The organism is Priestia sp. YIM B13486 (genome assembly GCF_042787865.1).
In the GTDB taxonomy this organism is placed as follows: domain Bacteria; phylum Bacillota; class Bacilli; order Bacillales; family Bacillaceae_H; genus Priestia; species Priestia megaterium.
Genome location: NZ_JBHZOZ010000009.1, coordinates 92,923 through 114,161, shown reverse-complemented (window position 1 = coordinate 114,161; position 21,239 = coordinate 92,923). Strand labels below are relative to the sequence as shown.

Genomic DNA, 21,239 nt, shown 5'->3' with positions numbered 1-21,239 from the left:
TCTACCTTATAGATGTACTTCAGCAAGAGAAAATAGAAGGGTATGAAAGATGATGAAAAAACATGATGCACATCAGATGCTCGTAGCGTGCATAACCGAGCATAAAGAGGATTTTTACCGGCTTGCTTTCAGCTATGTAAAAAATCAAGAAGATGCGCTTGATATTATGCAAGAATCGATTAAAAAAGCACTCATTTCAATAGACACTATCAAGGATACTCAATCGATTAAAAGCTGGCTTTATAAAATTGTTGTACGAACAGCAATCGATTTCCTGCGCAAGCATAAACGTTTAACGCTTATGGACGATGAAGCGCTTGAGTACTTGAGCAGCGGACGTGAAGACCAGTATGAAGATATCGATTTAAAGCAAGCAATGGATCACCTGCCGGTTAAATATAAAACCATTATTATTCTGCGGTTTTTCGAAGATTTAAAAATGGACGAAATTGCGGAAATCATTGAGGAAAATGTAAACACGGTAAAGACAAGGCTCTATAGAGGGTTGAACCTGTTGCGGATTAAGATGACGGAGGAGGACTTAGAACAATGAATGAAAAAATAGAAAAGTTAAAGAAGCAGTATCATGACATTCCTATTCCTGAGGAATTAGATGATGTTGTTGCAAAGGCACTTTCTTCACATCCTCGTAAAAAGAAATCCTATATTTGGCCGAGCGCAATTGCCGCAGCAGCGGTTATTTTTATCACAACGGTGAATGTGAGTCCAGACGCGGCAAATGCAATGGCGAAAATTCCTGTAATTGGAAAAGTGGTAGAAGTGATCACATTTGATGAACTAAAGCAAGAAGAAAAGCATTCTCGTATTGACGTGAAAACACCATCGATTTCAGGCTTGGAAAACAAAGGTCTTCAAACAAGCTTGAATGAAAAGTATATAAAAGAAAACGAGCAGCTGTATGAACAGTTTAAAAAAGAGATGAAAACATTACAAAAAGGAGAGAAAGGAAACGTGGCTGTCAGCAGCGGCTATGATATTATGACGGATACCGATGATTTGCTTGTGGTTCATCGATATGTGGAAGAATCGAGAGCTTCAACGTCGAGCGTCAATCAGTACGACACGATTGATAAAAAACATGAAGTGCTCGTCACGCTTCCAAGTTTGTTCAAAGATAAAAGCTATATAAAGGTCATTAGTGAAAATATTAAACAGCAAATGAAAGATCAAATGAAACATGAAGAAGGCAAAATCTACTGGCTGACTGAAGAAGATATGGATCCTTTTAAAGAGATTGCTGAGAATCAAAGCTTCTACATTACGAAAGATCACAAGCTTAGAATTGTATTTGATAAATATAAAGTCGCCCCAGGATATATGGGAAACGTTGAGTTTGAAATTCCAACGGACGTTATTTCAAACCTTCTGGTTGGTAAACGGTATATTCATTAAAAAACAGGTGTGAACGCTGAACGTTCACGCCTGTTTTTTTACATAAAGAAACGTTTAAATTTATTTTTATGCAAAATAAGTTGAAATATATAAGCAATCATGTATAATATTTTGTATATATTTTCATTCTTTTTGTTTATAAAGTCTTACGGGAAAATGATGTGAACGGTTGCATTTCTAGAGAGGAAGTGAAGAGGTGAAACGCACGTTAAATCAAGATACGATTAAAGATGCCATGCTGTTTAATCAGCTTGTGATGCAAGTAAGCAAAGCTCTTTGGAAGTCTACTGAAAAGGATTGGGAGCAGTGGGTTAAGCCGTACGATCTGAGCATTAATGAGCATCACATTTTGGGGATTGCTTATCAGCTGGAAATTGCATCGATGACTGACATTTCAAAGCTAGGCGTCATGCATTTATCCACAGCTTTTAACTTTGCAAAAAAATTGCACTTGCGGGGCTATCTTACCCTTTCTAAAAATGAGAAAGATAAGCGGAATACATACGTACAGCTCACAGAAGAAGGAAAAAAGATGTTTTTAAAAACGCTCGAGGATTATAATCCTCTTGAAAATCCTTTGTTTCAAGGAGCAATGCCGCTTCGAGATGTTTACGGAGAGCTGCCTGACTTTGTTGAGCTGACGGCTCTGATTCGAAGCATATACGGAGAAGATTTTGTCCAGTTTATCGAACGTTCTTCTCAAGAGCCCGCTGCTAGCTTGAAAAAATAAAAAAGCCTTCTTGTGCAAGCTGAGAAGGCTTTTTTGCATATCAACTTTTTTCAGTTAACCGTTCAAGTTCTTCTGAGGAATGGGCCATCTTCTCAATTCGCAGAGACAGTTGCTTCATTACATCCGCTATTTTTTCAAGCTCTTTTTTGGTTAGCACGGTTTGCTGTTTGTTCTCGGTTGTTATGCTAAGAACGTTCGTGAAAAAAGAAGTAATGTTGTTCATATTGTCAGCCGTATCTTTTGTTAATGTAGCGACTTCTCCGCCTAGCGCCGAGACGCTTTCGATTTGTTTTTGAATGTCTCCGATAAAAGTGGAAATATTAGCAATAGATTTCTTCGTTTCTTCTGCAAGCTTCCGTACTTCCTGTGCCACCACTGCAAATCCTTTTCCATGCTCGCCCGCTCGAGCAGACTCAATCGAAGCGTTTAATGCTAATAAATTCGTTTGCTCCGCAATAGAAGTAACAATCGAAACGATTTGATGAATTTGCTGTGATGTATGTTCGAGCGTTTTCATTTTGTTTTGAATGAGCGACGTATTTTTTTGTATGCTTCCCAGCATGTTTTGTTCTTCTTTTAATTTTGCTTGACTCGTAACGGATTCTTTCTCAATGACTTCTGCTAGTTCAGAGCTTTTGTTTGCATAAGAAACGACGTCAGAGGACTGGTTGTGCATTTGATTCATAAATGTCTTCGTTTCTTCAGATAGCGAAGAAAAGATAGATGATGTACGAGAGATTTCTAGCTGAATTTTCTCTTTTTGAGTCTGAAGTCCAGCGCGCTGCTCGTCATATTCAAGCTCATAGGCTTTTAACACAATTTGCTGTTCTAGACTAATAAGCTTTGTCATACTTGCAATAAAAGCCAGACATTCTTCTTTTGATTCCATCCTACGTTCACATACTGAAAGAAGCGACGTAAATAAATTTTGAAATGCGCACAAATACCAGTTTGGCTCAAGTCCAATTTTAACGTGCATCTTGGAAATTTTTTGACGTTTTACCACAAAAGCATCATCTATTTGTCCATCAAACATTTCTAAAATATGCCGCTTTAACGTTTGTTTTAATGCATGGACGCTGCTGTTCTTTTCGATAATCGCAACCAAATGGGCCTGTTCACCAATAGCTTTGTAAAAATCGTTCACGATCTCTTCGATGGCATTCAGCGCGTGAACTTGAAATCTGGCAATCCGTTCGAGATCCTCTGCTGTTAAGGAAATCATGTTAATCTGCTTTTTTATCATCGGGTCCGATACATGAAGCTTTACAGTGATGGATTCGACAGCGGCTGCTTCGGCGTGCGCTTTGTTTCGTTTAAACCAATTCATGTTTATCACCTTTATTTGCTAGAATAGTTGTTTTTCTCTTCTTCTTATATTTCGGCGTTTTACATCCAAGAGTTGAGGCTGTTTAAGAAGATTGTTATCAAATTGTTATCTTCTATTAATTGAATTGTTATCCGCAGATGGTATGGTTGTACGGTGCTTAAAACATGATTCGGGGAGGAAACGAAATGAAAAAAATGCTATCGGCGCTTCTTGTAGGAGGAGCTTTATTTGCAAGTCCGGCAATGGGACACGCTGCGTTTGGCGACACGGTTTTAAAACAAGGGATGACAAATGATGATGTTGAACAAGTTAAAACGGTGTTAAAAGATAAAGGATTTTTAAAAGGCGAAGTATCGCGTTATTTTAATTATGAAACGAAAAAAGCGGTTATGGCTTTTCAAGAGAAACATAACCTAGAAGCAGATGGAGTTGTTGGAGAGAATACATACAATGCATTAGGTAAAGGCGGCGTTGTAGAAGGCGAATCGGAAGTGAATACGGATAAAGTAATCAGCAAAGCAAAATCCTTAATGGGCACGCCGTACAAATGGGGCGGCACTACACCTTCAGGATTTGACTGCAGCGGATATCTTCAGTATGTATATAAAGAAAGCGTAGGCGTTGATATTCCCAGAACGGTTGAAGATATCTATAAAGCAGGTGAAAATGTAAGTGAACCGCAGGTAGGAGATCTTGTGTTCTTTGAAACGTACAAAGAAGGTCCTTCTCATGCAGGCATTTATCTTGGAGACGGAAAATTTATTAACGCATCGTCTTCTAAAGGCGTGACAATTAGCGATAAAAATTCAAGCTATTGGAAAGAGCGCTATATAGGAGCAAAGCGTATTGCAGCTAACTGATTTATCATTTAATAAATAAAAAAGGCAAAGCCTGAGGGCTTTGTCTTTTTTATATTGGTTTCAGTAGGTAGGGGATTATCCTATACAAAATGGGCTAGTCAAGTGCGTATTTGTATGGAAATACGACAAAAGTTCTGTCACCTTTCTGATACAGCTTGTATATATTGATAAAGTAATCTCTCAGGTTGCGTCAATTGTTGTAGGTAATTTGAAGGGATAGCAGTATAAAAAGGAGGAACAAACTTTATGTTTTTTTGTTGTTACCGTCGCTATGTAGAAAGGATAAGACATCTGTTGTTTTCCAATCGATTTGCTGAATTTATTCAGGAAAACACAAAAAAAGCAGTAGAAGACGTTGTTTATTCCGACACGTTTAAAGAATATGTGATCAGTATTATTAAAGAAGCTCAAGAATCACCTTTTAAAGAAATTGCTAAGCAGTATATCGGACAAGAAGTTGTAATTGAAACAACGGCTGGTCCGCTTGAGGGCGTCGTGACGTTTGTTGGGGATAACTATTTAGAATTGATAGAGTCTTCCACATCAACGGTATTACTGCCATTTACAAGCATTGTCACTATTCAAAGTGCTTAAACGAAAGGAGAGAAAAGTATGTTTCAAGATGCATTAAGAGAAAATGTGGGTTCATTTGTGCAAATTATCACAGCTATTGACGTTATTAATGGAACACTGCTTGCTGTTACGGACGCAGCGGCTGTTGTGCGTACATCAAGCTCATATGGTGAGCCAACGGACGTAACAATTCCACTAGTAGCCATTACGTATGTTCGAATTTTTAGCGGAGTTGAGTGAGTTTGAAAGTATCAGTGATTATTCCAGCCTGTAACGAAGCCGATTCTTTGTTACCTGTTATTAAAGAAGTTCAGAAAATGAAGCCGTTTGAGATTATTGTCGTCGTAAATGGATCTAGTGACGCAACTAAGGCAATAGCCAAGGATGCAGGCTGCCGCGTCATTTATTATGAGGAAGCTCTTGGCATTAATATCGGAAGAGCCATTGGGGCTAAAAAAGCAAAAGGAGACATTTTGCTTTTTTTGGACGGAGATATCGCGGTTCCTCATCAAGAGCTGATAAAATATACGCAAGCTATAGAAACCGGTCATGATATCGCCTTGAATAACCTTACGTGGATTATGAAACGAAAGGTGCATCCTCATCCTGTTTCTGTTGCAAAATATATGCTGAACTTGTGCTTACAGCGCGAAGATTTATCCGTTCAAGCATTAACAGCCATTCCTCATGCCATAAAAAAAACATCGGCTGCTGAAATTGGATATGAGAATTTAGCTCATCCCCCGCTCGCTCAAACGATTGCTCTTTTAAAAGGAATGTCAATCGTTGCACCGTGTTCTTCAGACGTTATTTATACAAATAAGATTAGAACCACCCACAAAACAATTCCTACCAATTCACCTTTTCCTATTTCCACTAATTATATTATTGGAGACCACATTAAAGCGTTAGCTCATCTTATCGAAGAAAAAGGCATAAGAGGAGGACTAACAGACGGCGATCGAAACCGAGAAGTTGTTTCCGCTTACACACCAAGCGTGAAGCGGAAAGCAGGCGTTAAGTACAGTGCTGTTATTCCAGTAGGTGAAGAAAAAGAAACGATTGCAAGCGTGATTCAAGAAGTGAAAAAAGCCGGAGTGGAAGAAATCATCGTGGTTGCCAACGGGGCAGACGAAGTGACGGTTAAGCGAGCAATTGAAGCGGGTGCTACTGTTCTTCATTACAAGCAGCGGCTTGGACATAATGTACCTCGAGCAATCGGTGCGATGTACAGCAGCGGTGAAGTTTGCTTGTTCATAGACGGAGATATTGTTATTTCTGCGGAAAATTTACGTCCGTATTTGGAAGCTGCTGATCAAGGAATTGATGTAGCGCTTAATAATTTAGAGTGTCTGCTTGATGAAGTGCATCCTATTCACTCGGTAAGTACTGCCAAATATTTTCTGAACCTTGTCTGTAAACGTCCTGATTTAACAATTAATACAACAACGGCTATTCCCCATGCCATTAAACGAGATGTAATGGAGAAAGTAGGCTACGAATCTCTTATTATTCCGCCTTTATTTCAATTAAAAAGTATTATGTACGGCTTTAATGTCCAGCCTGTTCATTTTGTGGATGTGGCGCGAACAAATCGGATTCGAAAAGAGCATATGAAAGTCAAAGGTCTAGCAGCATCAACTCAGCGAATTTTAGGAGATTATGTAGAGGCCATGGCGTACTATATTAGCCAAACTAGCGAAAGAGGCGAATTTCTTCCCGACATACGAAGACATGATCTTTTGTTTGAGGTGTTGAAGAATGAATAAAAAAGTTGCCGTTATTGGTCTAGGGTATGTGGGACTGCCGCTTGCTCTTTTGTTTGCTAAGAAAAACTACACCGTGATTGGACTTGATATTGACGTCCGGAAAATTGAAGCGCTAAAACAAGGGGAAAGCTATATTCCAGATGTACGTAATGATGTGATTCAAAGAGAGAAAAACTTTCAAGCATATGAATTAAAAAAAGGTATTTCCGCATTTCAAGCATGCGATTATGTAGTGGTGACCGTGCCAACTCCTATTACAGAGAATCATAATCCGGACTTAGGACCCGTTATTAGCGCATCTACGTTTTTGAAAGAACATATGGTAAAAGGACAAACCGTTATTTATGAAAGCTCTACCTATCCAGGCACGCTTGAAGAAGTTGTTTTACCTATTTTAAAGGAGTCTGATTTGCAAGCGGGAGTTGATTTTTATTTAGCTTACTCTCCAGAACGAGTCGATCCAGCAAACAAGTCGTACGACATTGAGTATATTCCAAAAGTGATTAGCGGCTACAGCAAAGACTGCCTTTATCACGTGCAGACGTTTTATAAAAGTATTTTTCAGCAAGTCGTACCTGTTTCTTCTCCAAAAGTAGCGGAAATGTGCAAGCTGTTTGAAAACATTCAGCGTCTTGTCAATATTTCGTTGGTGAATGAAACAAATGAACTGTGTGAGGAATTAGGGATTGATTTTCATGAGGTCTTACAGGCGGCATCTACTAAGCCGTTTGGGTTCACGCCGTATTATCCAGGTCCCGGAATTGGAGGACATTGCATACCCGTTGATCCGCTTTATTTTTTATGGAAACTAAAGCAAAATGGGTTAACAAGCGAACTTATTGAAGCTGCTCATCATATTAATGAAGAAATGCCAAATAAAGTAATTAAACGTGTTGAAAAGCAGCTCGCAGCAAATGAGAAACGCGTGTTTGTTGTGGGCATGGCGTATAAAAAAGACGTAAATGATATGCGTGAATCGCCGGCGCTGACGGTATGTGAAGGTCTTTTAACAAAAGGATATGAGCTGACGTATCATGACCCTTACATTGACTCCGCTATATTAAATAAGCAAACGTATTTCTCAGTCCCGCTGACAAAAGAAGAAGTTAAAAAAAGCGATGTTGTACTTGTGTTAACCGATCACAGTCAAATCGACTGGTCGATTGTAAAATACGCAAAAAAAGTTGTGGATACAAGAGGTATTTTAAATGAATGAAGCCGCTGAATTGTTCAGTGGTTCTTTTTTTAGGGGGGATATCAATGAAAACTCTTTCTGTCGTGCTGCCCGTTTACAATGAAGAAGAAACGCTAAAAACTGTGCTTAAGCAAATTAAAAAAGTAAACGTGCTTGAGATTATTGTGGTCGCAAATGGCTGTACAGATGCTTCAGTAAAAATAGCGAAAGAAGAAGGGTGCACGGTAAAAGTAATAAAAAAGCGTATGTCTCCACATGAAGCGAGAATGGAAGGAGCAAAGACTGCCAAAGGAGATGCCGTCTTGTTTGTAGACGGAGACATTATTCTTTCGGCTTCCGAGCTTGAGCGTTTTGTTCAGCCTTTGTTATTTGGACATAGCGATGTTGTGCTAAACAAGTGGGGGAAAATGAAAATGAATGCTTTTAACCGCAGCGAGCTGATGTGGAGTAGGGTTTTGCATCATGCGATTGGGAAGCCTCACCACGCCAACGCTTATTTAAAAGCGCCTTACGGGGTACAGTTAAGCGTGTTGAAGAACTACTGGGAGCTGCCGCCTCTTTCGTTATTTGTGACATTTTTAACACAATACCGCGTAAGTATGTCTATGTCGATTGAAACACAGGGGAAAGGAAACTTTCGTCCATTTGATCGCCCGCTGCGCACCAAAGAGCGAATTCAATCCTACCAGCAGCTTCTTCAAACATACTATACGCTTGCATCAAATCGTAAAAGGCGAGTGGATATACTTACGCAGCCCATTTCAGTTGTTGAGCACGGCTGGGGGAAATTATCTTCTTTTTATGGAGGAAAACAGCTGTCTGTTATTATTCCAGTTTGCAACGAAGAACAAACAATCAAACAAGTGATTGCAGAAGCAAGAAAACTTGAGCCGTTAGAAATCATTGTCGTGATTAACGGTTCCACTGATCAGTCGGAGGCTTATGCCAAAGAACAGGGTGTCAAAACCCTCGTCTACGATGAGCGGTTAGGGCATGATTGCGGAAGAGCTGCGGGGGCCCTTGCAGCAACGGGAGATATTCTTCTCTTTATAGACGGGGATTTTGTTCTTTCAGCTCAAGAGTTGTATCCATTTGCTTCAGCGGTAGCGAGCGGCGTTGATGTAGCTTTAAACGTATGTGAAGATGAAGCGAAGCTCACGCATGTTGTGCAGGGGTGGAAGTACGTGTTAAATGAGACGGTAGGAAGAAAAGATTTATTAATGAGCTCGATGACAGCTGTTCCTCATGCCATAAGCAGAGAATGCCTGCAAAAAATCGGAACCGAATCTCTTGTGATGCCGCCTTTTGCTCAAGTAAAAGCGATAATAGAAGATTTTCATGTGCAGGCCGTTCACCATGTTGACGTAAATAAATTCAATCGGTTTCGATATTCTGAGCACATTCCATTAAAGAACCATTCTCCTACGGCAGAACTCATTATTCACGATCATATTTTTGCTTTTCTCTCTTATCTTCAGCGTGACTGAGCAGGGAGTATTGCCTTACTTCTAAAAGAAACGTTTAAAATGAGATAAAGAAATTTGCTGATATCTTGTTTTTCTGTTCTAACCCCTTGAATTTGTTCACAGTTGTAACTAAAATTGTTACATGTGCAGACAAAAGTAAAAAAGGAGGAAAAGAAATGAAAAGCTATCAGCTTGGAACGTTTTTACTTCGTCTTATGTTAGGGCTAACGTTTTTTATTCATGGCCTTGGCAAATTCCAAAGCGGTATTGATAATACGGTCGGTTTTTTCCACAGCATGGGCATTCCTGCGTTTTTCGCTTATGCGGTTGCGGTTATTGAATTCGTAGGGGGAGCCGCTATGATTCTTGGATTTCAAACGCGTTTAATCGGTGTCTTGTTTGCGATTGTGATGATTGGCGCTATTTTTACAGCGAAAAGCGGTGCTGGTTTTATAGGCGGCTATGAGCTTGAGGTTGCCCTTTTTGTCGTTTCGCTTCATATGATTCTAGCAGGAAGCGGCGCGTACGCGTTAGACAACCGATTACAAAAACCAGAAGAACATTATTCTTAAAAAGGTAGGCGCTATGCGCCTACCCTTTTTTGTAAAAAATATCCTTCTATCGATTCATTTTTACTAAAATATACAGCTATCATTTTTAAGAAAATTCATATATATGGTACTATTTGGTCATAGATGACTACGTAGTCATTCTATTTGAACGATACGGGGAGGTTTTAACATGAAAACCGAAAGAGAAAACGGAATTGTCCGTCAAGTGAATACAATTCAAACAAAAGAAGAGCGCTTTAATCCTTTTTCATGGTATGAAGAGATGAGAAACACCGCGCCTGTGCAATGGGATGAAGAAAGGCAGGTATGGGATGTTTTTCACTATGACGGGGTCAAAGAAGTGCTAGAACAAAAGAATATTTTTTCTTCTGATCGAAGACCTCCACAAAACCAAAGACAAACTGCTCTAGGAACGAGTCTAATTAATATTGATCCGCCTAAGCATGCTGAAATGAGAGCGCTTGTTAATAAAGCTTTTACGCCTAAAGCAATGAAAGCATGGGAGCCTAAAATTGCGCGTATTACAGCTGAATTATTACAAGAAGTTGAGCATCTTGAAGATATTGATATAGTCGAGCATCTGTCCTATCCGCTTCCGGTTATGGTAATTGCCGATATTTTAGGCGTGCCGATAGAAGATCAGCGTCAGTTTAAAGATTGGTCGGATATTATTGTAGCCGGTCCTTCTAATAACGAACGTGAAACGCTCGAAAAATTGCAGCAAGAGAAAATGAAAGCAAATGATGAGCTAGAAACTTATTTTTATCGAATCATTGAAGAAAAACGTACGCGTCCAGGAGATGATATTATCTCCGTGCTTCTTCAGGCAAAAGAAGAAGGGAAACAGCTAACGGATGAAGAAATCGTCGGTTTTTCTATTTTGCTGCTGATTGCTGGAAACGAAACAACCACAAATTTAATTTCAAATACGATTTATTGTTTAATGGAAGATAAAGCTTCTTTTGAACGACTCAAACAAGAGAAAGAACTTTTGCCTTCTGCGATTGAAGAAGTTCTTCGCTATCGTTCACCCGTTCAGGCTCTTCACCGAATCGTAAAAGAAGATGTGACTCTTGCAGGCAAGAAACTAAAAGCGGGCGAACACGTGGTTCCATGGATGGGATCTGCGCATCGAGACGCGGAGTATTTTGAAGACCCGGATGTATTTAAAATCGATCGAAAGCCAAATGTGCACATGGCATTTGGAAGAGGCATTCATTTTTGCTTAGGAGCACCCCTTGCTCGAATAGAAGCAAAAATTATGCTGGCCGAGCTGATTGACCGCTATCCGCAGATGGACTGGAGCCCGTCATTTGAGTTAAAGCCGATTGAAAGCACGTTTGTGTACGGATTAAAAGAATTATTGATTCGTAAAAACGTATAAAGAAGACTTCCCACAGGTCAATTTCACTGACTTGTGGGAAGTCTTTTTTTATGTAGATTCACTCTAGCGACTATTCTTATAAACTTTTAAATTCTTATCAGCAAATTTCTTATATCCAGTAGGTAGGGTACGACCTGTTACTTCGTACGTTATTTATAAGAAGGGCAACAATTACAATTACAATCGATCCTATTAAAACGGGATTGATAATATAATTCCAAGAAGAAGCGCCTAAGATCACAACAATGGGGTCTGCTCCTGCGGGTGGGTGAGTTGTTTTTGTAAGCATCATAAAGAAAATGGCTAGGCCGACTCCTATCCCTAAAGTGTAAGGGTTATTACCGAATAAATGATAGATGGTTAACCCCACCAAAGTCGCTACTAAATGCCCTCCAATAATATTTCTGGGCTGTGATAGAGGAGCGTTCCAAAGTCCAAATGCTAATACACAGCTGGCTCCAAAAGGGGCCATAAGCCAAGGGCTTGATGTAAGCTGAGTCAGTATAGCTAGAAGTAAAATACTAACCGTTCCACCGACTAAGCCTGTAACTGCATCTTTTACGTCAATTTTTAAAGGGCTTCTCGCGGTCGTTATCATTTTAGAAAAATATGATTGCGTGTATGAAATGTCTTCTTTTGCCGCCGCTTTAGGTGAACTATTCATCTTTATATAAAACCTCCTTTATTTTTCAATCATTTTACCTCTTTGTAAATTAACCTGTAAATAATGATTTTAATGGTTAGTTTTTGTGAGGTGAAAAAAGCTTGAATTCATGATTAGAATTCAAGCTTTTTTTCACCCCTATCCTTTTTATCTTGAAAACGCGCCGCTTTTTGCCTGTTCCCGCAGATTTTCATCGAGCACCATTTGCGTCTTCCAGTTGTATCAATAAATAACAATACACAGTCAGGGTTGCTACATCTTCTTATTTTGTTTAGTTGGCCTTCACTGATTAACTGCAAAGCATCTAATGATAGTAAGGAAAAGAGTTTATTTACGATGCTCCCGATTGGGATTTGTACCAATTGTTGTGCATGAATTTTAAAAACATAAGGAGCTTTTTCAATATTTCTTTCTAAAGATAATATCCACTTATTATCAATGGAACTTCCATCTGCTATTGATTCGAAGTTGTTTCTTAAACACAATCGAAAATCATATATAAGATGTAACACTTCCGTTAATTCACTTTGAGACATAGTCAATATTGTTTTATCAAGAGAAGGAATCTCTTCACACATTATATGAAGCCAGTCTAACAAATCTTGGTCTTTACTTAGTAACTCGTGACGACGGCCATGACTGACGACTTCAGTATTTACTAAATTGAGTGAAAGAAAAGGGGAGATTAAAGGGAATTTTTTTCTTTTATTCATATCGTTTCTCATTCCTTACTCTTTTTCTGCTTGAATTCTCGCTTCAGCAATTTTATCGGTATGATCATATCCCCATTTAAACATCAGCTCGATAATAGGGATGAGCGTTTCTCCAAAGGGTGTTAAATAATATTCTACTTTAGGCGGAACTTGTTTATAGACTTCGCGGTGGATAATCCCGTCGCGCTCGAGTTCGCGAAGCTGCAGCGTGAGCATTCGCTGCGTCACGCCAGGAATGAGTCTGCGCAGTTCGTTAAAGCGACGGCGTTCCTTCGATAATTGATACAAAATGACACTTTTCCATTTGCCTCCGACTACATCAACGGCTGCTTCCACAGGGCAAGAATAGCCGTGAGGCTCCCATTTTGTTAAGTCGTATTTCATAGTGATTACTCCTTTTATCAGTGAGTTCAGCTGCATTTATGCTGTTTATACTATAGCATGTCTTATTTGATAAAAAAATGGAAATGATTCAGGGCATTATTGACGGAAAATTAAAAAAGTAATGGAAATAATTATGAGTTTGTTGTATGATGAAACTATGAAAATAACTTTTCTATTAAAAAGCGAAATATTTTGAAAGCGCTTTATTTATAAAGGACGACAGGGGAAAGGGCGGAGGAACGATGAAAAGGTTTATCAAAGTAGAAAAAAGAAATCATGTGGCGGTTGTACGAATGAATCAGTCAATGCTTAATCGTTTGAACAGTGAAGTCATGTATGAGCTGCAAGAAACGATGAATGAGCTGCAGCACGATGGGGCGGTTGGATCTATTGTATTTATGGGAGAGTACTATAAAATGAACGGAGATCATAGAACAACCTCTTTCCTACGTGAAGAAACAGGAAGGCTTTATCAGCCAATTCATGCAGTAGCAGCTCGAGCGATTTTTCAGCGTATTTCATGCAGCTCCAAACAAACGATTGCGCTTCTTACAAACTTTACGTTTGGCGGAGGATATGAGTTAGCTTTAGCATGCGATGTACGAATTGCGGAAGAACCTGTGCAGCTCAAGTTAACAAACGGCATGACCGTTAGTGCGCAAGAAGCGTGCAATATGGGCAAAGTGCAGCACGTTGTGCAAAAAGGAAAAGGATTAGAATATTCACTTGCGCTGAATGCATTAGAAAAAGAAGCTTAAAAAACGCTTTCACTTTATTTCTATAAAGTGAAAGCGTTTTTATTTTATTTTGTTGATAAAAAGGTATTGAAAATTCTGAAAAAAGGAGTAGAATGATAACAAATCTACTTATTTTAAATAAGCAAAGGAGCTGGTATCAATGCCATTCATTTTTAAAGAAGCGGTAGTCGGATTGTTTACAGCGGCAGCAGCAGGTTTACTGGCGTTTCAAGGGGTAGAAGTGGTGTCAGCCATCATTCATCTGCTAACTTTTTGGAAACAGTAATAGCTAATAAGTAGAGGAACGACCTATGAAGATAAGGGGCTTGAGACTTTCTCAGCCCTTTTTGTTGTGGAGTTCATTATTTTTCAGTATACTAACGGTGGAAATTAAGACATAATATGGTTACATAGCAGGGATTTACGAACTCAGTAGGGAAGTATGTAGACTCTGAAAAAAATAAACAACGATCGCTTTTACCCGGTAACAAGTTTTGTTATCGGGTAACGTGTGTAAGGGGTGTGGATAAGTGAAAGACAAAAATTTAACAGAAGAACAGCAGCGAGTTGATTGGGTAGTAGAAGAAATCAGCCAAAAAGCTGAAAAAATAGGTAAAAGCGTAGGAAACGTAAAAGGCGAAATTGTCGATTTGCGAAGCACGTTTTGGGACGATGTTACGGTTAATATGGATGAGCCAGATGACGTGATTGAGACATTTACGAGCATTAAGCAGCAGGCAGAACTTTTAGCTGAACGTGAAATTACCCATAGACAAGCGTATGATCAATTAAAAACATTAAAAAAATTAACGCAATCCCCTTATTTTGGACGTTTTGATTTTATAGAAAATGGTGAAAAAGAAGCAGAAGCTATTTATGTGGGCGTAGGCTCTTTAATGGATCAAAAAGATGAAGAGTTTTTAATTTATGATTGGCGTGCGCCTATTTCGAGTCTTTATTATGATTATTCACCGGGAAAAGCGCAGTACGAAACGCCAGGTGAAGCGATTAAAGGCGAGATGAAGCTAAAGCGTCAGTTTATTATCGAAAATAGCGTAATTAAAAGCATGTTTGATACAGGGATTACCATTCGCGACGAGCTGCTTCAAGAAGTGCTCGGACACAATGCAAGCAGTCAAATGAAAAGTATTGTAGCGACCATTCAAAAAGAACAAAACCAAATTATTCGAAATGAAAAAAATAAAGTGCTGATCGTTCAAGGAGTAGCAGGGAGCGGTAAAACGTCTGCGGCTCTTCAGCGCGTGGCTTATCTTCTCTATCATCACCGAAAGCAGCTGACTGCAGAAAACATGATGCTGTTTTCACCAAATCCGCTTTTTAACAGCTACGTCTCAACCGTTCTTCCGGAGCTTGGAGAAGACAATATGAAACAAACAACGTTTCAGCAATATGCCGATGGCCGGTTAGGAAACGAGTTTGAAGTGGAGGACTTATTCGTTCAAATCGAATATTTGCTAACGGAAAAAGATGCTGCGGCAAAAAAGCAAAAAATGCAGGAAATTCGCTACAAAGCAAGCCGTGAATTTAAAAAGCAGGTAGATGCGTATATTGAAGAACTGTCTACTAAAGACATCATTTTTAAAAACATTAAGTTTCGCGGCGAAATTGTTTTATCTGCTCGGCGTTTGCTGTCTTATTTCTATTCGCTTGATACGGGAATTTCCATTCCTAACAGGATGCAGCTCGTAGCCGAGTGGGCGCTTAAACTCATTAATCAGCTTGAAAAACTTGAGCGCAAAAAAGATTGGGTTCAAGAAGAAATTCAGCTCTTAGAAAAAGAAGATTATGTAGAGGCCTATCAGCATCTGCAGAAAAAGGAAGGCTATACGGAAAGCTCATTTGATGATTTCGACCGGGAACAAGCGTATTTAGCCAAGGCCGTTGTAGCTAAGAAAATGAAATTTATTAAGCAGGCGATCAAGCAGCTTAAATTTATCGACATTCGACGTATCTATATGCAGCTGTTTGAAAGGAGTCACCTTTTTCTACATGTAGAAGGATGGGAAGACACTGCTAAAAACACGGTGCAAAGAGTCATGAACATGAAGCTGTCTTATGAAGACGTAACGCCTTACTTATATATAAAAGATCAAATTGAAGGGCGCAAAGCTAATCCTGTCATTCGCTATTTGTTTATTGATGAAGCACAGGACTATTCACCGTTTCAGCTGGCGTTTTTAAAAGAGCTGTTTCCGCATGCCAGAATGACGCTGCTTGGAGACTTGAATCAAGCGATCTATGCGCACGCCTTGAACGCACCGACCATTCTTTCAAGCGAACTGTACGAAGAGAAAGAAGCAGAAACGCTGACTCTTACGAGAAGCTACCGATCAACGCGTCAAATTGTCGAGTTTTCAAGAGATATGGTGGCAAATGGCCATTTAATCGAGCCGTTTAATCGAGACGGTGCGAAGCCAACCGTTACGGCTGCAGATAACGTCCAAGACCTGCATGAGGCAATCATACACAAAATTAATGAATTGAAGCAGCAAAACTATAAAACGATTGCCGTTATTGCCAAAACAGCTGAGGAAAGTCTTCAGGCATTCCAAGCACTTCCTGAAGCGATGTCTGCAAGGCTGCTGACAAAAGAAACAAGTTCATTTGAAAAAGGCATGCTTGTTCTGCCAGCTTACTTAGCAAAAGGAATTGAATTTGATGCCGTCATCATTTACAATGCGTCGAGTGAATGTTACCAAGATGAATACGAGCGTAATTTATTTTATACGGCATGCACAAGAGCGATGCATGAGCTGCACCTGTTCTCGCTTGGTGAAATCAGCCCGTTTATATCAAATAAAGAAACTTATGAATATCAAGCACAATAAAAAGAAGACGGCCAGTGTTTTGATTATCTGAGAAAGTAACAGTAGGATTAGTAAAGGAAATCGAGGATGAAATCGCAAAGGTTTTGTCCTCGTTTTTTTATTTAAACGGATTCAGCTTATTTTCATTGCTTAAATAAAAATTGTTTGGTTAAATTTCCGCTACTATAAAACGAATCAGAAGGACAGTGAAAGGAGGAGTTTTATATCCAATATTTACGAATAAATGTATTACTCATCCTTATAATAAGTTTATTTTTCTTCGGGATTGTTCTTTTTTCTTATAAGTTATTTGCTGCGGGAATGTTGCCCATCATAGGCATGCTTTTTATCTATGCTTTAACCTCTAAATATCGTTCAACGGTTTCTCTTTTTCTATTCTTTTTAATAGGAACATGTATGTTTCAAATAGGAAGCAATTATTTCATTGAATGGGATCTATCTAAAGAGATGAAAATCATTGTAAACAGAATTTTACTTCTGTTCATCATAGGTGGACTATTGCTTTCCATTTTGTTGTCCAAACAGAAGGTATTTCTTTTTGCATCGTTACCAGACTGGCAGAAACGTATAGTGATGCCATATCATTCGATTAAGCTAACGTACTTTTTAATGTTTGGTCTGATTGGTTTGGCTACAATCTTTGTACCGTTACTGTTCGTTGAAGATATAAGCTATACAAAATCATTCGTCATATACGGTATAGTATTCTCCGTTATAAACGCTATTTTAGAAGAGTTGCTTTGGAGAGGGATCATGTTATCTCATTTAAAGAGTAATCTTTCCACTCTTTATGCTGTTTTCATTACGAGTATTGGATTCGGTCTTTTGCACATATCAATAGGAATTCCTGTAATCATGAGTTTACTTTTTTCTCTTGGTGGGCTTTTCTATGCATTTGTCGTTTTAAAGACGAAAAGCATATACCCAGCCATAGTTTTTCATTTTATTATTAATTTAGGTATGGTTTTTAACGGATGGATATTTTAGCATCTTGCACCAAAAAGCTCAGAGCTATATATCGCTCTGAGCTTTTATGAGTTATTACTGTTGTATATTACCTGAACTGTTTACAGTAGGCTGCCTGCTTTTTATTGACTTTCAAAATGCAGCAAATACTTCACTAGATAAAGGCCAGAGTTTGTTTTTTCTTGAAGAGGAATAGTCAGGCATGTGACGTAATAATACCCGTTTGGAATGTCATAGCTTAAGGTTTCAGATAGGACGCTTTTGATTTCGATCCCATCGCTTTCGACGTGAAAAGGAAGGCGAGTGGTCTTTTCAGCCTTTGATGCGTCTGGAGTTTCGTTTACCCATACTTCAATAATGGCTTTGGTGTTTGATACGGCTTCAAATGAAATAGCTTTATCGTCTGCGACATATCCTTTTTGAATACCTTCATCGCTCCAGTCGTGATGGGGCTTTGGCTGTCCTTTTTGAAACAGCGTAAACTGATGATAAGACATGGTTAGCTCTTGTTCTTTCCATTTTGTTTTCATGATTTCACCTCTTCAAAGTAAAGCTTGTTCTGCTATTATTGAACGATAAATTGTACGCGTGTACCATCTGGATACTGTTCTAACTGGTTTCCAACCCATGAGCCGGCTCCGCGGTTATCAGAAGGTGAAATATAGCGAATGTCAGCTCCTGCTCCGCCTTCTTCGCACATAGCCATTGGCCATTCATCACGGTCATAACCTGTTTTTGTCGGATATCCTTTCAGGGATTCTTCTCGGTTCGCTTCAGCACCGTCGCGATCAATTGTACAAACGGAAGAGTGCCCAGCGGCAATCGCGTCACGAATATGATCACCCGTTTCAGGATATCGGTCTAACGGAAAATAAAGTGTCGCATCATAATTTACTTCAGCTTCCGTTTTTTCAGGAGCTAAAAAAGCCGCATGCCCCATAAACCCTAAAATACATGCCATGATAATGAATAGACTTGCCATTAATTTTTTCCCGTATGTAGCCATCTCAAACCTCCAGTGTAAGTCGTTTTTACAGCTTAACTATACTGTCAGATTGCTAAGTTTAGATTACAGGACAATAAATACGTTGTAAACAAGTATTAACATTTATGTTAAACTTCCTTTACTTGACATCATACCCTAATAGGTATAAAGTTGTGTATACATTTACTTCTTGCGTACAGCTTAAAAGCAAGAAGCGCAATCATGCATGAGCGGAGGTAGTAGTATGATGGAATATGATAAGCAAGTTAAAAATCGTTTGAAACGTATTGAAGGTCAGTTAAAAGGTGTCTTAAATATGATGGAACAAGGAAAAGACTGCCGTGACATTGTGACACAGCTCTCAGCAGCCAGAAGCGCAATTGATCGCACGATGGGTGTTATTGTCAGCACCAATCTTGAACAATGTGTAAGAGAAAGCATTGAAAAAGGCGAGAATACCGAAAACTTAGTAAAAGAAGCAGTAGAGCTGTTAGTAAAAAGCAGATGAGACATTCGTTTCATCTGCTTTTTGTTTTTACTGTACGCTGCTCACAAGGATAAAAACCGCTGTTCCTAAACACAATACGGATAGGAACAGCGGTTTTTTAGGTTTATCTCGTTTTAAGAACAGGAAAGATATATGGAGAGAAAGGAGGAGGTCAAGGTGAGTGATGACAAAAAGTCACCAGCATATAATCATACGGAAATTCATCATAAAATTGAGGCTTCTCCAAAAGCGCCGGGAATCAAAGCCGCTTTTCGCTTTAACCACGCTTCTTCTCCGTGGGTAAGAGGAATCAGCTCAGGCTTGTCTTCAAGCCTGCCGATTTTGATAGGGATTTTGTTTGATCATTTGCAGTACGGACTCATTGCAAGCATTGGCGGCTTTACATATTTGTATACAAAAGATGAGCCTTATGCGCAGCGTGCTGTTAAGTTATTTTTAGCTTTGCTTGGCGTTACACTGTGCTTTACACTCGGCTCGTTATTTGCTGACGTAGCTTGGATGAAAACTATTTTATTTGGTGTTATTGGAGCTGTATCGGTTTATGTTTTCGGAGCGTTAAAAATTCCAGGACCTTCTGCCATGTTTTTTGTCCTTTCATTTGCTGTGAGCACGAGCATTCCAGCGCCGAATTTGCAGGCTGTTTTTTTGCACGCAGGACTCGTTTTTTTAGGAGGGACACTATCTTGGTGTATTAGCATGAGCGGCTGGCTTATTAACCCGCGCGGACCTGAAACTGCCGCTGTGGCGAAAGCGTACAGGCAGCTAGCTTCATTTGTCGGGTCTCTTGGTACGGAATCATTTCACGCCGAGCAGCATAAAACGGTTGTCGAGCTTCGAGCAGCGGAAACAGCGATGAAACAAGCGAAAATTAATCGAAAAAAATCATCGTTTGCGCATCGTCTGTTTTTATTAAATCAAAAAGCCGAAGGGCTGTTTATCTTTGTGATGGCCGCTGCGAACGATTTTAATCCAGCTGTTTCTAAAAAAGCACAGGCGGTGATTGAAACGTTCGCATCTGAAATGGCCACGTTAAAAAAGCATAAAAAAATTCGAGACGTTCGAGAAGAAATTGAAGAGCTGTCCATCAAAGAAGAGCTGCGTACATTGCTATTGGATGTAAATGACGTTCTTCAAATGAAAGAATTAAAAGAAACGGAGTATATTCAATTTTCACAAGGCAGCGTAAAAACACGCTTAAAAGCTGCTTTTCACAAACGTTCTTATGTGCTTAAAAATGCTTTGCGCTACGGAATTATTATGATCATCGCCGCAGCCGTTGCCTATACGACAAATATTCCAAGGTCTTACTGGATTCCGCTTACGTGCGCGGGAGTGATGCTTGGAGCAACCGTTCGTGCAACGGTTCAACGAGGTATTCAGCGCTCTGTGGGAACCATTTTAGGTATTTTAATTGGAACCGGGATTCTGATGCTTGAACCAACGGGAATCGTCATTGCGCTCATTGTCTTTGTGCTTCAGTCGACGATTGAAATTGTAATTGTTAAAAACTACGCGCTCGGCACGCTCTTTATCACACCAAATGCTCTTTTAATTGCTGAAAGCGGTCATCCAGATAAAGCGATTAGCTACTTTACGTCTGCTCGAGTGATTGATATTGTCATTGGTTCTGTTATTGGAGTAGTCGGCACGGTATTGATTTTTAAACGAGCTTCTTCACTTCGTTTGCCATATTTGCTGGGAGATGTGATACGAAAAGAAGGACAGTTTTTAGAAATGCTAAGCACCGAACAAGATGAAGAAAGAATTAAACGAGAAAGAAATAAGCTTCAAGGAGAACTCGTTAATCTTCGGGCCCTGTACGATAATGTGATTGGAGAATATTCTAAAACGGCCGTCAAACTAGAAGGGTTGTGGCCTGCAGTTGTCGCTACACAGCAGTTAGGTTATATGCTTCTTGCGTCGTTTGAAGGATATGAGCTGTTAGAAACGGAGAAACGAGAGCTTCAGGAAACATTTGCTCAGCTAGCTGCAGCAGCTGAGCAAAAACGAGCGCCAAAGCTTTCAAGTGTTCCGACCCTGAAACACTACCCTATTATTGAAGGAGAAATAGTCGCTTTATATGAAAGTCTGCAGGTAGAGATATAAAAAGCACGGAACCCAGGGGCTCCGTGCTTTTGTTT

At 39.5% G+C, this 21,239-nt stretch carries 23 protein-coding genes; 17 read left to right on the top strand and 6 right to left on the bottom strand.

The window, feature by feature from the left end; all coding sequences use genetic code 11:
• Positions 1 to 52: 52 nt before the first annotated feature.
• The 3 genes from ACFX4G_RS21105 to ACFX4G_RS21095 all read left to right on the top strand — a co-directional run bounded on the left by ACFX4G_RS21105 (position 53) and on the right by ACFX4G_RS21095 (position 2,143).
• Positions 53 to 553: an RNA polymerase sigma factor SigV gene (locus ACFX4G_RS21105; protein WP_377576707.1), complete on the top strand. Its 501-nt coding sequence runs from the start codon at positions 53 to 55 to the stop codon at positions 551 to 553.
• Positions 550 to 1,413 carry an anti-sigma-V factor RsiV gene (gene rsiV / locus ACFX4G_RS21100; protein WP_043978433.1) on the top strand — a complete coding sequence of 288 codons (864 nt, stop codon included), beginning with the start codon at positions 550 to 552 and terminating at the stop codon, positions 1,411 to 1,413. Before ACFX4G_RS21105 ends, rsiV begins: the two co-directional genes overlap by 4 nt.
• Positions 1,414 to 1,609: 196 nt before the next feature.
• Entirely contained in the window at positions 1,610 to 2,143 is a 534-nt protein-coding gene (locus ACFX4G_RS21095; RefSeq protein WP_013084563.1) for an HTH-type transcriptional regulator Hpr, read from the top strand.
• A 40-nt stretch (positions 2,144 to 2,183) separates the two neighbouring features.
• Here the strand turns inward: ACFX4G_RS21095 and ACFX4G_RS21090 are convergent, their stop codons facing one another.
• Positions 2,184 to 3,473 (bottom strand): protoglobin domain-containing protein, encoded by a 1,290-nt coding sequence (locus tag ACFX4G_RS21090; RefSeq protein ID WP_377576647.1) that lies wholly within the window; start codon positions 3,471 to 3,473, stop codon positions 2,184 to 2,186.
• A 185-nt stretch (positions 3,474 to 3,658) separates the two neighbouring features.
• Between ACFX4G_RS21090 and ACFX4G_RS21085 the strand changes: the two genes are divergently transcribed.
• The 8 genes from ACFX4G_RS21085 to ACFX4G_RS21050 all read left to right on the top strand — a co-directional run bounded on the left by ACFX4G_RS21085 (position 3,659) and on the right by ACFX4G_RS21050 (position 11,292).
• Positions 3,659 to 4,333, top strand: a complete 675-nt coding sequence (locus ACFX4G_RS21085) for a C40 family peptidase (protein WP_043978437.1) — start codon at positions 3,659 to 3,661, stop codon at positions 4,331 to 4,333.
• 246 nt (positions 4,334 to 4,579) lie between these two features.
• Positions 4,580 to 4,927, top strand: a complete 348-nt coding sequence (locus ACFX4G_RS21080) for a DUF2642 domain-containing protein (protein ID WP_097823168.1) — start codon at positions 4,580 to 4,582, stop codon at positions 4,925 to 4,927.
• A gap of 18 nt (positions 4,928 to 4,945) precedes the next feature.
• Entirely contained in the window at positions 4,946 to 5,146 is a 201-nt protein-coding gene (locus ACFX4G_RS21075; protein WP_014458685.1) for a hypothetical protein, read from the top strand.
• Positions 5,147 to 5,148: 2 nt separating this feature from the next.
• Positions 5,149 to 6,675 (top strand): glycosyltransferase family 2 protein, encoded by a 1,527-nt coding sequence (locus tag ACFX4G_RS21070; RefSeq protein WP_377576644.1) that lies wholly within the window; start codon positions 5,149 to 5,151, stop codon positions 6,673 to 6,675.
• The gene (locus tag ACFX4G_RS21065) at positions 6,668 to 7,891 is read left to right on the top strand and encodes a nucleotide sugar dehydrogenase (RefSeq protein ID WP_097823165.1); all 1,224 of its coding nucleotides are present in this window, start codon (positions 6,668 to 6,670) and stop codon (positions 7,889 to 7,891) included. Before ACFX4G_RS21070 ends, ACFX4G_RS21065 begins: the two co-directional genes overlap by 8 nt.
• A 44-nt stretch (positions 7,892 to 7,935) precedes the next feature.
• Positions 7,936 to 9,357, top strand: a complete 1,422-nt coding sequence (locus ACFX4G_RS21060) for a glycosyltransferase family 2 protein (protein WP_377576641.1) — start codon at positions 7,936 to 7,938, stop codon at positions 9,355 to 9,357.
• Positions 9,358 to 9,512: 155 nt separating this feature from the next.
• On the top strand, positions 9,513 to 9,908 hold the full coding sequence (locus tag ACFX4G_RS21055) for a DoxX family protein (protein WP_367045835.1): 396 nt from the start codon (positions 9,513 to 9,515) through the stop codon (positions 9,906 to 9,908).
• 169 nt (positions 9,909 to 10,077) lie between these two features.
• Positions 10,078 to 11,292 carry a cytochrome P450 gene (locus tag ACFX4G_RS21050; protein ID WP_377576637.1) on the top strand — a complete coding sequence of 405 codons (1,215 nt, stop codon included), beginning with the start codon at positions 10,078 to 10,080 and terminating at the stop codon, positions 11,290 to 11,292.
• Positions 11,293 to 11,401: 109 nt separating this feature from the next.
• Here ACFX4G_RS21050 and ACFX4G_RS21045 read toward each other — a convergent pair whose 3' ends face one another.
• From ACFX4G_RS21045 to ACFX4G_RS21035, 3 genes are all read right to left on the bottom strand, one after another.
• A complete protein-coding gene (locus ACFX4G_RS21045) occupies positions 11,402 to 11,956 on the bottom strand; it encodes an HPP family protein (protein ID WP_230184457.1) in 555 nt (184 codons plus the stop codon).
• Positions 11,957 to 12,069: 113 nt separating this feature from the next.
• Positions 12,070 to 12,669 carry a CGNR zinc finger domain-containing protein gene (locus ACFX4G_RS21040; RefSeq protein WP_274154959.1) on the bottom strand — a complete coding sequence of 200 codons (600 nt, stop codon included), beginning with the start codon at positions 12,667 to 12,669 and terminating at the stop codon, positions 12,070 to 12,072.
• A gap of 15 nt (positions 12,670 to 12,684) precedes the next feature.
• Positions 12,685 to 13,053, bottom strand: a complete 369-nt coding sequence (locus ACFX4G_RS21035; RefSeq protein WP_013084552.1) for a winged helix-turn-helix transcriptional regulator — start codon at positions 13,051 to 13,053, stop codon at positions 12,685 to 12,687.
• Between the two features lie 242 nt (positions 13,054 to 13,295).
• On the opposite strand from ACFX4G_RS21035, the gene ACFX4G_RS21030 reads away from it, so the two are divergent.
• From ACFX4G_RS21030 to ACFX4G_RS21015, 4 genes are all read left to right on the top strand, one after another.
• Complete coding sequence (locus ACFX4G_RS21030; RefSeq protein ID WP_377576632.1) at positions 13,296 to 13,811, top strand: enoyl-CoA hydratase/isomerase family protein; 516 nt, start codon at positions 13,296 to 13,298, stop codon at positions 13,809 to 13,811.
• Between the two features lie 139 nt (positions 13,812 to 13,950).
• A complete protein-coding gene (locus tag ACFX4G_RS21025) occupies positions 13,951 to 14,076 on the top strand; it encodes a hypothetical protein (RefSeq protein ID WP_016765178.1) in 126 nt (41 codons plus the stop codon).
• Positions 14,077 to 14,320: 244 nt separating this feature from the next.
• Positions 14,321 to 16,639 carry an RNA polymerase recycling motor HelD gene (helD, locus tag ACFX4G_RS21020; RefSeq protein ID WP_043978457.1) on the top strand — a complete coding sequence of 773 codons (2,319 nt, stop codon included), beginning with the start codon at positions 14,321 to 14,323 and terminating at the stop codon, positions 16,637 to 16,639.
• Between the two features lie 396 nt (positions 16,640 to 17,035).
• The gene (locus ACFX4G_RS21015; RefSeq protein ID WP_377576629.1) at positions 17,036 to 17,626 is read left to right on the top strand and encodes a CPBP family intramembrane glutamic endopeptidase; all 591 of its coding nucleotides are present in this window, start codon (positions 17,036 to 17,038) and stop codon (positions 17,624 to 17,626) included.
• Between the two features lie 101 nt (positions 17,627 to 17,727).
• Here ACFX4G_RS21015 and comJ read toward each other — a convergent pair whose 3' ends face one another.
• Both comJ and ACFX4G_RS21005 read right to left on the bottom strand, forming a co-directional pair.
• Entirely contained in the window at positions 17,728 to 18,135 is a 408-nt protein-coding gene (gene comJ, locus ACFX4G_RS21010; RefSeq protein WP_377576626.1) for a competence protein ComJ, read from the bottom strand.
• A gap of 35 nt (positions 18,136 to 18,170) precedes the next feature.
• Positions 18,171 to 18,545 carry a NucA/NucB deoxyribonuclease domain-containing protein gene (locus ACFX4G_RS21005; RefSeq protein ID WP_223269005.1) on the bottom strand — a complete coding sequence of 125 codons (375 nt, stop codon included), beginning with the start codon at positions 18,543 to 18,545 and terminating at the stop codon, positions 18,171 to 18,173.
• Between the two features lie 292 nt (positions 18,546 to 18,837).
• Here ACFX4G_RS21005 and ACFX4G_RS21000 point away from each other — a divergent pair, with 292 nt between their 5' ends.
• Together ACFX4G_RS21000 and ACFX4G_RS20995 are read left to right on the top strand one after the other, a co-directional pair.
• On the top strand, positions 18,838 to 19,098 hold the full coding sequence (locus ACFX4G_RS21000; RefSeq protein WP_013058561.1) for a metal-sensitive transcriptional regulator: 261 nt from the start codon (positions 18,838 to 18,840) through the stop codon (positions 19,096 to 19,098).
• 156 nt (positions 19,099 to 19,254) lie between these two features.
• On the top strand, positions 19,255 to 21,204 hold the full coding sequence (locus ACFX4G_RS20995) for an FUSC family protein (protein ID WP_377576623.1): 1,950 nt from the start codon (positions 19,255 to 19,257) through the stop codon (positions 21,202 to 21,204).
• The last annotated feature ends 35 nt before the right edge of the window (positions 21,205 to 21,239 follow it).

What these genes read in the sequence shown, in the direction of transcription:
- comJ (WP_377576626.1), bottom strand. Translation starts at nt 18,135, where the DNA reads ATGAAAACAAAATGGAAAGAACAAGAGCTAACCATGTCTTATCATCAG.
- ACFX4G_RS21055 (WP_367045835.1), top strand. Translation starts at nt 9,513, where the DNA reads ATGAAAAGCTATCAGCTTGGAACGTTTTTACTTCGTCTTATGTTAGGG.
- ACFX4G_RS21080 (WP_097823168.1), top strand. Translation starts at nt 4,580, where the DNA reads ATGTTTTTTTGTTGTTACCGTCGCTATGTAGAAAGGATAAGACATCTG.
- ACFX4G_RS21035 (WP_013084552.1), bottom strand. Translation starts at nt 13,053, where the DNA reads ATGAAATACGACTTAACAAAATGGGAGCCTCACGGCTATTCTTGCCCT.
- ACFX4G_RS21090 (WP_377576647.1), bottom strand. Translation starts at nt 3,473, where the DNA reads ATGAATTGGTTTAAACGAAACAAAGCGCACGCCGAAGCAGCCGCTGTC.
- ACFX4G_RS21005 (WP_223269005.1), bottom strand. Translation starts at nt 18,545, where the DNA reads ATGGGGCATGCGGCTTTTTTAGCTCCTGAAAAAACGGAAGCTGAAGTA.
- ACFX4G_RS21050 (WP_377576637.1), top strand. Translation starts at nt 10,078, where the DNA reads ATGAAAACCGAAAGAGAAAACGGAATTGTCCGTCAAGTGAATACAATT.
- ACFX4G_RS21030 (WP_377576632.1), top strand. Translation starts at nt 13,296, where the DNA reads ATGAAAAGGTTTATCAAAGTAGAAAAAAGAAATCATGTGGCGGTTGTA.
- ACFX4G_RS21045 (WP_230184457.1), bottom strand. Translation starts at nt 11,956, where the DNA reads ATGAATAGTTCACCTAAAGCGGCGGCAAAAGAAGACATTTCATACACG.
- ACFX4G_RS21040 (WP_274154959.1), bottom strand. Translation starts at nt 12,669, where the DNA reads ATGAATAAAAGAAAAAAATTCCCTTTAATCTCCCCTTTTCTTTCACTC.
- ACFX4G_RS21015 (WP_377576629.1), top strand. Translation starts at nt 17,036, where the DNA reads ATGTTTCAAATAGGAAGCAATTATTTCATTGAATGGGATCTATCTAAA.
- rsiV (WP_043978433.1), top strand. Translation starts at nt 550, where the DNA reads ATGAATGAAAAAATAGAAAAGTTAAAGAAGCAGTATCATGACATTCCT.
- ACFX4G_RS21000 (WP_013058561.1), top strand. Translation starts at nt 18,838, where the DNA reads ATGGAATATGATAAGCAAGTTAAAAATCGTTTGAAACGTATTGAAGGT.
- ACFX4G_RS21065 (WP_097823165.1), top strand. Translation starts at nt 6,668, where the DNA reads ATGAATAAAAAAGTTGCCGTTATTGGTCTAGGGTATGTGGGACTGCCG.
- ACFX4G_RS21075 (WP_014458685.1), top strand. Translation starts at nt 4,946, where the DNA reads ATGTTTCAAGATGCATTAAGAGAAAATGTGGGTTCATTTGTGCAAATT.
- ACFX4G_RS21085 (WP_043978437.1), top strand. Translation starts at nt 3,659, where the DNA reads ATGAAAAAAATGCTATCGGCGCTTCTTGTAGGAGGAGCTTTATTTGCA.
- ACFX4G_RS21025 (WP_016765178.1), top strand. Translation starts at nt 13,951, where the DNA reads ATGCCATTCATTTTTAAAGAAGCGGTAGTCGGATTGTTTACAGCGGCA.
- ACFX4G_RS21060 (WP_377576641.1), top strand. Translation starts at nt 7,936, where the DNA reads ATGAAAACTCTTTCTGTCGTGCTGCCCGTTTACAATGAAGAAGAAACG.
- ACFX4G_RS21105 (WP_377576707.1), top strand. Translation starts at nt 53, where the DNA reads ATGAAAAAACATGATGCACATCAGATGCTCGTAGCGTGCATAACCGAG.